Consider the following 12,053-nt stretch of genomic DNA (forward strand, 5'->3'; position numbering starts at 1 on the left):
GAAGCCGGGGGTTACCAGTAGATACCGCCTGCCGCTTCCGATTGCGCCAGCCAGACCGGTTTGGTGCTGGTTTTGCACCACATGCGGTGCAGATAACTGTAGAAGCGCGCGCGATCCTGGCGGAACAGCATCACTGGCAGTGCCAGTACGCCAATCAATACCACCAGCACACGGCGCAGCACAATTTTGGCGAGTGGATATGCCTGATACATCAATGCCTCCTCGTGGTAAATTTTGCTATGAAATGTGATCTGCCTCAGATATTACGCCTGGTTGTGTAATTTTACTACTCATCCGACCACTATTTTGATCTTTTTTCAGTCATTTCCTGGCCGGGATGAAAGGAAGTTACATTTTTGTAAAATTTCGGATCACGGCGAGTTACTGAGATCGTGACGGACGCCGTCGCGGTTTATTGTTAAAGTAATGCGTTAACCTTATTTGCAGCAGGAGTCAGCGTGACGACCATCTTGATTGTCGAAGATGAAAAGGAGATTCGCCGTTTCGTGCGCCTGGCGCTGGAGAGCGAAGGCCTGAAGATTGTGGAAGCGGAGCAGCTGCAGCGCGGCCTGATTGAAGCGGCTACGCGCAAACCGGATTTGGTGATTCTCGATCTCGGTTTACCGGACGGCGATGGCAATGCCTTCATCCGCGAAGTGCGGCAGTGGAGCAGCATGCCGGTAATTGTGCTGTCGGCGCGCAGCGATGAGCAGGATAAAATAGAGGCGCTGGATGCCGGCGCTGACGACTATCTCACTAAGCCGTTTGGCATCGGCGAACTGCTGGCGCGCGTGCGCGTGGCGCTGCGCCGCCATCAGCGCAGCCAGCCGGAGCCGCTGGTGCAGTTTGGCGAAGTAAGCGTCGATCTCGCCGCGCGGCGCGTGCTGCGCAGCGGTGAAGAGGTACATCTGACACCGACCGAATTTCGCCTGCTCAGCCTGCTGCTGAATAACGCCGGCAAAGTGCTGACCCAGCGCCAGTTGCTTAACCAGGTGTGGGGGCCCAACGCCGTGGAACACAGCCATTACCTGCGCATCTATATGGGACACCTGCGGCAAAAGCTGGAAGCCAACCCCACCCAGCCGACGCACCTGCTGACAGAAACCGGCATCGGCTATCGCTTCATGCCATAAAAAAAGGCCGCAAACGCGGCCTTCTTCATGCAGGATGCCCTGTCAGGCGTTTTTTAGCACTTCGCTGACAATTTCTACCGCTTCTTTCTCGATCTGCTGGCGATGCTCAGCGCCGAGGAAGCTTTCACAATAGATTTTGTAGGCGTCTTCAGTGCCGGACGGACGTGCCGCGAACCAGCCGTTTTCAGTCATCACTTTCAGACCACCAATCGAGGCGCCGTTGCCCGGTGCCGCAGTCAGACGTGCGGTGATCGGGTCGCCCGCCAGCGTATCGGCGCTGACCATTTCAGGTGACAGCTTCGACAGCGCCGCTTTCTGCGCAGAAGTGGCAGGTGCCTGCAGACGGTTGTAGCTTGGCGCACCAAAACGCGCGGCCAGCTCATCATAGTGCTGCTGCGGGTTCTTACCGGTAACCGCAGTGATTTCCGCCGCCAGCAGACACAGGATAATGCCGTCTTTGTCTGTTGACCAGGCGGAGCCGTCGAAACGCAGGAACGAGGCGCCGGCGCTCTCTTCGCCGCCAAAGCCAAAGCTGCCGTCGAACAGACCATCCACGAACCATTTGAAGCCGACCGGTACTTCCACCAGCTTGCGGCCAATGTCGTTCACCACGCGGTCAATCATCGCGCTGGAGACCAGCGTTTTACCGACGGCCACCTCTTTGCCCCACTGCGGACGGTGCTGGAACAGGTAGTTGATCGCTACCGCCAGATAGTGGTTCGGGTTCATCAGACCGGCGGGCGTGACGATGCCGTGACGGTCGTAATCCGGATCGTTACCGAAAGCCAGATCGAACTTGTCTTTATACGCCAGCAGACCGGCCATCGCGCACTCGGACGAACAGTCCATACGCACCACGCCATCTTTATCCAGATGCATGAAGCGGAACGTCTGGTCGATGGCATCATTAACGATGGTCAGATCCAGCTGGTAGTGCTCAGCAATGCGCTGCCAGTAGGCCATGCCGGAACCGCCGAGCGGATCGACACCGATTTTCAGGCCGGCTTTCTGGATCGCCGGGAAGTCAATCACCTGCGCCAGACCTTCAACGTATGGCTGGATCAGATCCTGCTCAACGATGTGGCCACTGGCCCACGCCTGATCCAGCGCCAGACGCTTAACCTCTTTCAGCTCACCTTTGATCAGCTGATTCGCGCGATCTTCCACCACTTTGGTGACGTTGGTGTCAGCCGGTCCACCGTTCGGCGGATTGTACTTGATGCCACCGTCTTCTGGCGGGTTATGCGACGGGGTAATCACGATACCGTCCGCCTGCGCGCCGCCGCGCTTGTTGTGCTCCAGAATGGCGTTGGAGATAGCCGGCGTCGGCGTATAGCCGTTGTCCTGCTGCACAATCACATCAACGCCGTTGGCGGCCAGCACTTCCAGCACTGACAGGATCGCCGGCTCAGACAGCGCATGGGTGTCTTTACCTACGTAGCACGGGCCGGTGATGCCGTTCTTTTTACGCTCTTCAGCGATCGCCTGCGCAATCGCCAGAATGTGTACTTCGTTGAAGCTATGACGTCCCGCGCTGCCGCGGTGGCCGGAGGTGCCAAATTTCACCGCATGGTCCGGGTTCGCCGCATCCGGCTTCAGGACGTAGTACTGCGAGGTTAATTGTGCAACGTTAATCAAATCGCTCTGCTGGGCAGGTTGCCCGGCACGGGGGTGATTGGCCATTGGCGCTTCTCCCTGACGCTTCGGTTTAAATGGTGCCGCAAACTTTCTCTGCCAGTTCCTGCGGGAACTGCATGGCAAGCATGATGTGTTCCACCATGCTGCATTTACGACCTGTATTGGTATTGGTGATCACCCAGTACGGCGTGCCGGGCACGTGCTTCGGCTTAGTATGGGTGCCATTTTGCAGCAGCGTGTGCTCGTCGCCCGCAAAGTAAACGCGGGTGCGGCCCTGCAGCGAGGCAGTGGCATCAGCAAAGGCTGCCGGATCAAGACGATAAAGCGTTGACAGGATCAGCATGAAGCGATTAACCGCCTTCTTCTGCTCCGCATACTCGTCAGACAGCAGCAGCTCACGCACGGCGCGCACGCGATCCTGAGGTCGCGCTTCGCTGCGTGCAGCCGGTGCTTCTTTTACCGCCGCATTCGCCGCTGGCGCAGCGGATGCGCTCTGGCCGGCAGTGAATTTCAGCATACGGCGCAAAATGTCCGATGCGCTTTCACCAATGTGCTGGGTGTGGCTGGCAATATAACGGTAGAGTTCTTCGTCAACTTCAATCGTTTTCATCTTTTTCCGTGCGATTCTGGCAAATGGCAGAACCACGCTACTTTGCAAAGGCCTTAACAAAATCCGGTCGTGCAAAATGTGAGCGGGCTCTAACATAAGGATTATAAAGTTAAATCCGCGACAGCCGGTAGCGCTGGCATCGTTTACGGGCAAAAGTCGGAATATGCCCTAATGCCTGACCGCCTGGCGCCGGGACAGGTGAATCCATGATACCCTAAGCCCAGGTCTCAACCGAAAGAACTTTAGCCATGATTTTGAACGCCCGTCTGCAAACTGAACAATCTGCCCCTGATGCCCAGCCCATTCTGTTAATTCATGGCCTGTTTGGTAGCCTGGATAACCTCGGCGTACTGGCGCGCGGCGTGCGCGATGCACGGCCCACGCTGCAGGTGGATGTCCGTAACCACGGCCTGTCTCCGCGCAGCGAAGAGATGCACTACGCTGCGCTGGCGCAGGATATGGTTGACACGCTGGATGCGCACCACATCGAACGGGTCGATGTTATCGGCCACTCAATGGGCGGCAAAATTGCCATGGCGCTGGGCGCCGTTGCGCCCGAACGGATTGGCAAAATGGTGCTGATTGATATCGCGCCGGTGGATTACCAGACGCGACGCCACGATGAGATCTTCGCGGCAATCCGCGCGGTCAGCGCAGCTGGCGTCACGCGCCGCAGCGCTGCGGCCGACGTGATGCGTGAACACGTGCGCGAAGAAGGCGTGATTCAGTTCATTCTGAAATCCTTCCACGAAGGCGAATGGCGCTTCAACGTGCCGGTGTTATGGGACAATTATCCGGTGCTCTCCGGCTGGCAGGAGGTGCCCGCGTGGCCTCATCCGGCGCTGTTTATTCGCGGCGGTGATTCACCCTATCTGGACAATCAGCACCGTGATGCGCTGCTGCGCCAGTTCCCGCAGGCGCAGGCGCACATTATCAGCGGTGCTGGCCACTGGGTGCATGCCGAAAAACCCGATGCCGTACTGCGCGCGGTGCGCCGCTTTTTTAACCTGTAAAAGCAAAAGCTTGCTACGGGCGGTTTAGGGTTGGCGTCGCGCCGGGCGCTGGAGTATGATGTCGCGCTAAAAATTTGCCGCGGATGCTTTTTTCGCCGCGGTCGGGCCGATAAATGTTTAAATCGCGCAGCGCCTTTCCGCCGTTCGCGCCCACGCAGTTTCACAAACCATGGCAAAAGAACAGACAGATCGTACCACGCTCGATCTCTTCGCAGACGAGCGGCGTCCCGGTCGCCCTAAAACCAGTCCGCTGTCGCGCGATGAGCAGCTGCGCATTAATAAGCGCAACCAGCTGAAGCGCGACCGGGTGCGCGGCCTGCGCCGCGTTGAGCTGAAAATGTCCAGCGAAGCGGTCGACGCGCTTAATACGCTGGCCGAGCAGCAGAACATCAGCCGCAGTGAACTGATTGAACAAATGCTGCTGGCGCAGCTCAAACTGGCGTAACGTGCGCAGACCGCACGCTGGAACACAAACTCAGCGCTTTACACATTCCGCGCTTTTCGCCGGTCTGCTATCATTCGCATAACTGTGTCGTCTTCTGACTTACTTTCACAATCAGGATTTAAGAGGTTACTCACTCCATGGCAATCGTAGGCATTTTCTTCGGCAGCGATACCGGCAACACTGAAAACATTGCAAAAATGATCCAGAAACAACTGGGTAAAGATGTCGCCGAAGTGCATGACATTGCTAAGAGCACCAAAGAAGATCTCGAAGCATTCGATATTCTGCTGCTGGGTATTCCGACCTGGTACTACGGTGAAGCCCAGTGCGACTGGGATGACTTCTTCCCGACGCTGGAAGAGATTGATTTCAACGGTAAGCTGGTAGCGCTGTTTGGCTGCGGCGATCAGGAAGATTATGCCGAGTACTTCTGTGACGCGATGGGCACCATTCGCGACATCATTGAGCCAAACGGCGCAGTGATTGTGGGCCACTGGCCAACCGAAGGTTACCACTTCGAAGCCTCTAAAGGTCTGGCAGACGACAAACACTTCCTTGGCCTCGCCATCGATGAAGATCGTCAGCCTGAACTGACTAACGAGCGCGTCGACAAATGGGTTAAGCAGATCTTTGACGAGCTGCAGCTGCAGGCGATCATCGAAGCCTGATGCTTTCCTGTCCGATGTGGGCGCTGGCTCACATCGGGCAATGGAATTACCTATAAAAATAATAGCTACGGTTTTTTAACTTTTTCCCTCAATTCTGTAGAATACCCGCAACGGTCATCTGCTTATTCCTCGGGCATCAGACTGAGACTGCGCGAAAAGGAACATCGATCTGCACGATCCCGCTGAGGTTCACGACATTTCTCCTTACAGCATCCGGGGAATTGTCCGCCGCAGCCGGTTTTCATTTCGCAGGCTGAGCTCTATAATGAGACGCAAATGAGAATGCGCGTTGACCACACATTCAAGGCCTTTGCGCCGTAAGTGACTAGCAAAGTAACAGGACAATATCCGCATGACTGACAACAACTCCGCATTGAAAAAGGCTGGCCTGAAAGTCACGCTGCCCAGACTGAAGATTCTGGAAGTGCTTCAGGGACCCGGACCCGAGTCCCATCATGTCAGTGCGGAAGATTTGTACAAACGCCTGATCGACATGGGCGAAGAGATTGGTCTGGCGACGGTATACCGTGTTCTGAACCAGTTTGACGACGCCGGCATCGTGACGCGTCATAACTTCGAAGGCGGGAAATCCGTGTTCGAACTGACCCAGCAGCATCATCATGATCACCTGATTTGCCTCGACTGCGGCAAAGTGATCGAGTTTAGCGATGAATCTATCGAAACGCGTCAGCGTGAGATTGCGACACGCCACGGTATCAAACTCAGCAACCACAGCCTGTATCTGTACGGCCACTGTGCGCTGGGAGACTGCCGCGAAGACGAGACGCTCCACGATCAGTAATTGAATATGCTATGCAGTATAAAAAAACCGGTGCCAGGCACCGGTTTTTTTATGGCTGCGTTCAGGCGACCAGCGTTTCCTGCAAATAGCGCCAGCGCGGAACCGGCGTGCTGCAGTCCAGCACCGCCAGCGAAATGCGGGTCTGGTTGTTGCCGTTAAGCATTTGCAGTTCGTGATACTGAATGGTCACTTCCTGCTGCTGCTGGGAAATGATGGCATGCTCACTGGTGGCGATTCGCATCCCTTCCCGCTGCCCGTGCAGTTTGCGAAACAGGGTTTCAGTGTCATTGAGATCGAGCTGTTTGCCTTGCGGCGTCACCATTTTGAAGTCGGGATGAAAGTGCGACAGCAGCAGATCCATACTGTCATCGCTGCCTTCGGCCTGATTAAAAATACGTTCGATAAGCTGATGTAAAACCACCACGCTATGTTTGGCTTCCAGAGCGAGACTTGTCATTTTTCTTCCTTCGCTAACCCGCACAGCAACATTTAAGAGCGCATAGCCTACCTGAAAATAACGATTTCACACGGGTAAATTAGTTAATTTTATTAAAGTCAGATTAGTCGTAATCGCGCGTAATTACTGTTTTTTGTCTGGTTCAGCATAATCGATTCCCGTTTGCAGATAACGGGCAATAAAAAAGGGCGATTGCTCGCCCTTTGCTGATCATATCGTGCTATCAAGCAGTAAAATTATTCGCCGATTTTTGCCCAGGTATCACGCAGACCCACGGTGCGGTTGAACACCAGTTTCGACGGCTGCGAGTACACGCTGTCTGCGCAGAAGTAACCTTCGCGCTCAAACTGATACGGTGCCAGCGCGCTGGCGGCACGCAGACCCGGCTCAACGAAGCCCTGTTTGATCTCCAGCGAGTTCGGGTTAATGGTGGTGAGGAAATCCTCGGCCGCGCCCGGGTTTGGCACGCTGAACAGACGATCGTACAGACGGAATTCGGCAGGCAGCGCGTGAATCGCCGATACCCAATGGATAACGCCTTTCACCTTGCGGCCATCGGCCGGATCTTTGCTCAGGGTGTCGACATCGCAGGTAGCGTAGATGCAGGTGATGTTGCCGGCTTCATCTTTCGCCACGCGCTCGGCACGAATGACATAAGCGTTGCGCAGACGAACTTCTTTACCCAGCACCAGACGTTTGTACTGCTTGTTGGCCTCTTCACGGAAGTCGGCGCGATCGATCCACACCTCACGGCTGAACGGCACCTCACGCGTGCCCATCTCCGGCTTGTTCGGATGGTTCGGCATGCTGATGATTTCTTCATGCCCGGCCGGCAGGTTCTCGATCACCACTTTCAGCGGATCCAGCACCGCCATAGCGCGCGGCGCGTTCTCGTTGAGGTCGTCACGAATGCACGACTCCAGCGACGCCATCTCAACAATGTTGTCCTGCTTGGTCACACCAATACGGCGGCAGAATTCGCGGATTGACGCCGCGCTATAGCCACGACGGCGCAGACCGGATACGGTCAGCATGCGCGGATCGTCCCAGCCTTCAACAATCTTCTCGCTCACCAGCTGCGTCAGCTTACGCTTCGACATCACCGCATATTCCAGATTCAGGCGCGAAAACTCGTACTGACGCGGATGCACCGGAATAGTGATGTTATCCAGCACCCAGTCGTAGAGACGACGATTGTCCTGGAACTCCAGCGTACACAGGGAATGGGTGATGCCTTCCAGCGCATCGGAGATGCAGTGGGTAAAGTCGTACATCGGATAGATGCACCACTTGTTGCCAGTCTGGTGGTGTTCGGCAAATTTAATGCGGTACAGCACCGGATCGCGCATCACAATAAAGCTGGATGCCATGTCGATTTTGGCACGCAGACAGGCTTTGCCCTCTTCGAAGCCGCCATCACGCATCTTCTGGAACAGCGCCAGGTTCTCTTCCACACTGCGATCGCGATACGGGCTGTTTTTGCCCGGCGCGGTTAGCGTGCCGCGATATTCACGGATCTGCTCTGGCGACAGCTCATCAACGTAGGCCAGGCCTTTGTTGATCAGCTCAACCGCGTAGTTGAAGAGTTGGTCAAAGTAGTCAGAGGAGTAACGAATGTTGCCGCTCCACTCAAAGCCCAGCCATTGCACATCATTCTTGATCGATTCAACGAACTCCATATCCTCTTTGACCGGATTGGTGTCGTCGAAACGCAGGTTGCACTGCCCCTGATAATCTTGTGCGATACCAAAGTTCAGGCAGATCGATTTTGCATGGCCAATATGCAGGTAACCATTGGGCTCAGGCGGGAAACGGGTATGCACACTGTTGTGCTTACCGCTCGCCAAATCTTCGTCGATGATCTGACGAATAAAGTTCGTTGGGCGGGCTTCAGCCTCACTCATCTCAAAATCCTCAAAACAATAGCGGGTGATTTGTACCACGAAGTAACGGAGTATGATCCACAAAGCGCTGAAGGGAAACAACCGTTTGTTGGTCGTTTTAAAACAAAAAAGGCAGGAATTGCTTCCTGCCTTCAGTGACGCTCAAAACGTGTTAATTTTTCACTTCATACAGCGGCGTAACGCCTGCCACCACGGTACCGCCTGCCAGCAGATTCAGACCAGCAAAATCATCGCTGTTGCTGACCACCACCGGGCTGATCATCGAACGCGCATTGGCGCTGAGGAAGTCCAGATCCATTTCGAGGATCGGCTGGCCCGCTGTGACGGTTGCGCCCTCTTCCACCAGACGGGTAAACCCTTTACCTTCCAGCGCGACGGTATCGAGACCCATGTGCACGACAATCTCGACGCCATTTTCGGCTTCAAGGCAGAATGCATGGTTGGTGTTGAAGATTTTCACCACGGTACCCGCCACCGGCGCGACGACAGTTTTATCGCTCGGTTTGATCGCCAGACCATCGCCTACCGCTTTGCTGGCGAAGGCTTCATCCGGCACGTTTTCCAGCGCGACCACTTCGCCACTGACCGGTGCCAGCAGCGTTGCAATCACCTTTTTCTCGCTGTTGCGCACGGCCTGGGGCTGAGCAGCCGCAGGCGCGGCGGTGGTTGCCGCAGCAGGTGCCGCTGCGCCGGCTACCGGACCTTTGCTCAGTACGGTTTTCATCGCGGTCGCAATGCTTTCGGCCTGCGTACCAACAATGATCTGCACGCTCTGCTTGTTAAGGCGGATCACACCAGAAGCACCGAGGCGTTTAGCCACGCTTTCATTCACCTGCGCAGAGTCTTTCACATTCAGACGCAGACGGGTGATGCAGGCGTCGATGTTGGTCAGGTTGTCAGAACCGCCCACCGCGCCGATGTAGCGACGTGCCAGAGATTCGGTTTCGCTCTCACCGTTGCTGCTGTGATCAACGTTGACGTCGTAGCCGTCTGTCTCATCACCGGCAGCCAGCTCGCGGCCCGGCGTCAGCAGGTTGAATTTCTGAATGGTGAAGCGGAACACCACGTAGTAAATGACGAAGAACACCAGACCCTGCGGGATCAGCATCCACCAGTGCACGGCCAGCGGGTTACGCGTCGACAGCACCATGTCCACCAGACCGGCACTAAAACCGAAACCGGCAATCCAGTGCATGCTGGCAGCGATGAAGACCGAAATACCGGTCAGCACGGCGTGGATTACATACAGCACTGGCGCCACGAACATGAAGGAGAATTCCAGCGGCTCGGTGATGCCGGTGAAGAAGGCGGCGAATGCCGCTGCCAGCATGATACCACCGACTTTGGCGCGGTTTTCCGGACGTGAGCAGTGATAGATTGCCAGCGCCGCACCCGGCAGACCGAACATCATGATCGGGAAGAAGCCCGCCTGATAGCGACCGGTGATACCCGGGATGCCGGTACCGTTGGCGATAGACTGCGCGCCGCCAAGGAATTTCGGAATGTCGTTGATACCCGCCACGTCGAACCAGAACACCGAGTTCAGCGCGTGGTGCAGGCCAACCGGAATCAGCAGACGGTTAAAGAAGGCGTACACGCCCGCACCGACCGAGCCCAGTTTCTGAATGTGCTCACCAAAGCTCACCAGACCGCCGAAAATGATCGGCCAGACATACATCAGGATAAAGGCGACGACAATCATCAGGAAGGAGACCAGGATCGGCACCAGACGGCGACCGCTGAAGAACGACAGCGCCTTAGGCAGCTCAACGTGGCTGAAGCGGTTATAAACTTCCGCCGAGAGAATGCCCACCAGGATGCCGACAAACTGGTTGTTGATTTTACCGAAGGCGGCAGGAACCTGCTCCACCGGCATTTTCTGAATCATGGCCACCGCGGCGGGTGAACACAGGGTAGTAACCACGAGGAAACCTACAAAGCCGGTTAATGCCGCTGCACCGTCTTTATCTTTTGACATGCCGTAAGCCACACCGATGGCGAACAGCACGGACATGTTGTCGATGATGGCAGAACCTGATTTGATCAGCAGTGCTGCCAGCGCATTGCCTGCGCCCCAGCTGTCCGGATCGATCCAGTAACCTACCCCCATCAGGATTGCCGCTGCCGGCAGGGTCGCTACCGGCACCATAAGCGCGCGGCCGACCTTTTGCAGATATCCTAAAATACTCACCTTATTCTCCCCCTATGAGACTGGCGTTTTGCCGTGATGCGGGTTGATTTTATTATCCCGGCACCCGGTACCTTGATGACACACTTCACCACGAGGCGCAGTGTAAAGATAAATTAATTCGCCTCGCAAATTAAAACCAGTGTAACTGTGACTTTAATCACCAAAATGGACGTTTTTCACTGCGAAATGCTAGCCACCACCACAAACTTATTTTATGATGAAAAATATCAGGTCGCACTTTTCCAACGCCGCGAGCGCGCAAACGGGTTACCCTATAAGCAGCCAGCTGCAGCAGTAAACGCGACCCTAACTTTCCAATCTTAACTGAGGTGAAGACATGAGACTGATCCCTTTGGCCACACCGACCCAGGTGGGTAAATGGGCTGCACGCCATATCGTTAATCGCATCAATGCCTTTAAACCCAGCGCAGACCGTCCCTTTGTGCTGGGACTGCCAACCGGCGGTACGCCGCTGGAAGCCTACAAGCACCTGATCGAGATGCATAAAGCGGGCCAGGTTAGTTTCAAACACGTGATCACCTTCAATATGGATGAGTATGTCGGTCTGCCGAAAGAGCATCCGGAAAGCTATCACAGCTTTATGTACCGTAACTTTTTCGATCACGTTGATATTCAACCAGAAAATATCAATCTTCTGAATGGCAATGCCGAAGATATTGACGCAGAATGTCGCCAATACGAAGAGAAGATCCGCGCACTGGGTAAAATCCACCTGTTTATGGGCGGCGTCGGCAACGATGGCCACATTGCGTTCAACGAGCCGGCTTCTTCGCTCTCTTCCCGCACCCGCATTAAAACCCTGACGCACGACACCCGTGTGGCGAACTCGCGTTTCTTCGACGGCGATGTTGATCAGGTGCCTAAATATGCCCTGACCGTGGGCGTCGGCACGCTGCTGGATGCGGAAGAAGTGATGATTCTGGTGACCGGCCACGTCAAAGCCCAGGCGCTGCAGGCGGCGGTAGAAGGTAACGTCAACCACATGTGGACCATCAGCTGCCTGCAGCTGCACCCGAAAGCGGTGGTGGTGTGTGATGAGCCAGCCACCATGGAACTGAAAGTGAAAACCGTGAAATATTTCCGCGAAATGGAAGCGGAAAATATGAAGGGTGTGTAACAACACGTTGTAGAAAGCCTGCTGTTAAGCGCAGCAGGTTCAGCCGGGAGAAGA

At 55.4% G+C, this 12,053-nt stretch carries 12 protein-coding genes; 6 read left to right on the forward strand and 6 right to left on the reverse strand.

From position 1 onward, the window contains the following. Positions 1–11 precede the first annotated feature (11 nt). Positions 12–212: a YbfA family protein gene (locus C1N60_RS14170; protein ID WP_031279882.1), complete on the reverse strand. Its 201-nt coding sequence runs from the start codon at positions 210–212 to the stop codon at positions 12–14. 246 nt (positions 213–458) lie between these two features. On the opposite strand from C1N60_RS14170, the gene kdpE reads away from it, so the two are divergent. After that, a complete protein-coding gene (gene kdpE / locus C1N60_RS14175; protein ID WP_021508554.1) occupies positions 459–1,133 on the forward strand; it encodes a two-component system response regulator KdpE in 675 nt (224 codons plus the stop codon). Positions 1,134–1,175: 42 nt separating this feature from the next. Here the strand turns inward: kdpE and pgm are convergent, their stop codons facing one another. Both pgm and seqA read right to left on the reverse strand, forming a co-directional pair. Next, a complete protein-coding gene (gene pgm / locus C1N60_RS14180; protein ID WP_021508555.1) occupies positions 1,176–2,816 on the reverse strand; it encodes a phosphoglucomutase (alpha-D-glucose-1,6-bisphosphate-dependent) in 1,641 nt (546 codons plus the stop codon). A gap of 25 nt (positions 2,817–2,841) precedes the next feature. Beyond that, positions 2,842–3,381, reverse strand: coding sequence for a replication initiation negative regulator SeqA (gene seqA / locus C1N60_RS14185; RefSeq protein ID WP_010616121.1), 540 nt, complete (start codon positions 3,379–3,381; stop codon positions 2,842–2,844). A gap of 248 nt (positions 3,382–3,629) precedes the next feature. Between seqA and ybfF the strand changes: the two genes are divergently transcribed. The 4 genes from ybfF to fur all read left to right on the forward strand — a co-directional run bounded on the left by ybfF (position 3,630) and on the right by fur (position 6,309). Then, positions 3,630–4,394, forward strand: a complete 765-nt coding sequence (gene ybfF / locus C1N60_RS14190) for an esterase (RefSeq protein ID WP_394521007.1) — start codon at positions 3,630–3,632, stop codon at positions 4,392–4,394. Between the two features lie 169 nt (positions 4,395–4,563). Further along, the gene (gene ybfE, locus C1N60_RS14195) at positions 4,564–4,839 is read left to right on the forward strand and encodes a LexA regulated protein (RefSeq protein ID WP_010616122.1); all 276 of its coding nucleotides are present in this window, start codon (positions 4,564–4,566) and stop codon (positions 4,837–4,839) included. 137 nt (positions 4,840–4,976) lie between these two features. Continuing rightward, entirely contained in the window at positions 4,977–5,507 is a 531-nt protein-coding gene (gene fldA / locus C1N60_RS14200) for a flavodoxin FldA (protein WP_021508557.1), read from the forward strand. A 352-nt stretch (positions 5,508–5,859) separates the two neighbouring features. Next, positions 5,860–6,309 carry a ferric iron uptake transcriptional regulator gene (gene fur, locus C1N60_RS14205; protein WP_021508558.1) on the forward strand — a complete coding sequence of 150 codons (450 nt, stop codon included), beginning with the start codon at positions 5,860–5,862 and terminating at the stop codon, positions 6,307–6,309. Positions 6,310–6,370: 61 nt separating this feature from the next. Here the strand turns inward: fur and C1N60_RS14210 are convergent, their stop codons facing one another. The 3 genes from C1N60_RS14210 to nagE all read right to left on the reverse strand — a co-directional run bounded on the left by C1N60_RS14210 (position 6,371) and on the right by nagE (position 10,855). Beyond that, on the reverse strand, positions 6,371–6,766 hold the full coding sequence (locus tag C1N60_RS14210) for a hypothetical protein (protein WP_021508559.1): 396 nt from the start codon (positions 6,764–6,766) through the stop codon (positions 6,371–6,373). A 236-nt stretch (positions 6,767–7,002) separates the two neighbouring features. After that, positions 7,003–8,670, reverse strand: a complete 1,668-nt coding sequence (glnS, locus tag C1N60_RS14215) for a glutamine--tRNA ligase (RefSeq protein WP_058757889.1) — start codon at positions 8,668–8,670, stop codon at positions 7,003–7,005. A 151-nt stretch (positions 8,671–8,821) separates the two neighbouring features. After that, on the reverse strand, positions 8,822–10,855 hold the full coding sequence (gene nagE, locus C1N60_RS14220; protein WP_394521756.1) for an N-acetylglucosamine-specific PTS transporter subunit IIBC: 2,034 nt from the start codon (positions 10,853–10,855) through the stop codon (positions 8,822–8,824). A gap of 343 nt (positions 10,856–11,198) precedes the next feature. Here nagE and nagB point away from each other — a divergent pair, with 343 nt between their 5' ends. After that, the gene (gene nagB, locus C1N60_RS14225) at positions 11,199–11,999 is read left to right on the forward strand and encodes a glucosamine-6-phosphate deaminase (RefSeq protein WP_031279884.1); all 801 of its coding nucleotides are present in this window, start codon (positions 11,199–11,201) and stop codon (positions 11,997–11,999) included. Positions 12,000–12,053: the final 54 nt, after the last annotated feature.

The organism is Pantoea sp. SGAir0184, from assembly GCF_043544755.1.

What these genes read in the sequence shown, in the direction of transcription:
- fldA (WP_021508557.1), top strand. Translation starts at nt 4,977, where the DNA reads ATGGCAATCGTAGGCATTTTCTTCGGCAGCGATACCGGCAACACTGAA.
- glnS (WP_058757889.1), bottom strand. Translation starts at nt 8,670, where the DNA reads ATGAGTGAGGCTGAAGCCCGCCCAACGAACTTTATTCGTCAGATCATC.
- C1N60_RS14210 (WP_021508559.1), bottom strand. Translation starts at nt 6,766, where the DNA reads ATGACAAGTCTCGCTCTGGAAGCCAAACATAGCGTGGTGGTTTTACAT.
- C1N60_RS14170 (WP_031279882.1), bottom strand. Translation starts at nt 212, where the DNA reads ATGTATCAGGCATATCCACTCGCCAAAATTGTGCTGCGCCGTGTGCTG.
- ybfE (WP_010616122.1), top strand. Translation starts at nt 4,564, where the DNA reads ATGGCAAAAGAACAGACAGATCGTACCACGCTCGATCTCTTCGCAGAC.
- fur (WP_021508558.1), top strand. Translation starts at nt 5,860, where the DNA reads ATGACTGACAACAACTCCGCATTGAAAAAGGCTGGCCTGAAAGTCACG.
- nagB (WP_031279884.1), top strand. Translation starts at nt 11,199, where the DNA reads ATGAGACTGATCCCTTTGGCCACACCGACCCAGGTGGGTAAATGGGCT.
- ybfF (WP_394521007.1), top strand. Translation starts at nt 3,630, where the DNA reads ATGATTTTGAACGCCCGTCTGCAAACTGAACAATCTGCCCCTGATGCC.
- pgm (WP_021508555.1), bottom strand. Translation starts at nt 2,816, where the DNA reads ATGGCCAATCACCCCCGTGCCGGGCAACCTGCCCAGCAGAGCGATTTG.
- seqA (WP_010616121.1), bottom strand. Translation starts at nt 3,381, where the DNA reads ATGAAAACGATTGAAGTTGACGAAGAACTCTACCGTTATATTGCCAGC.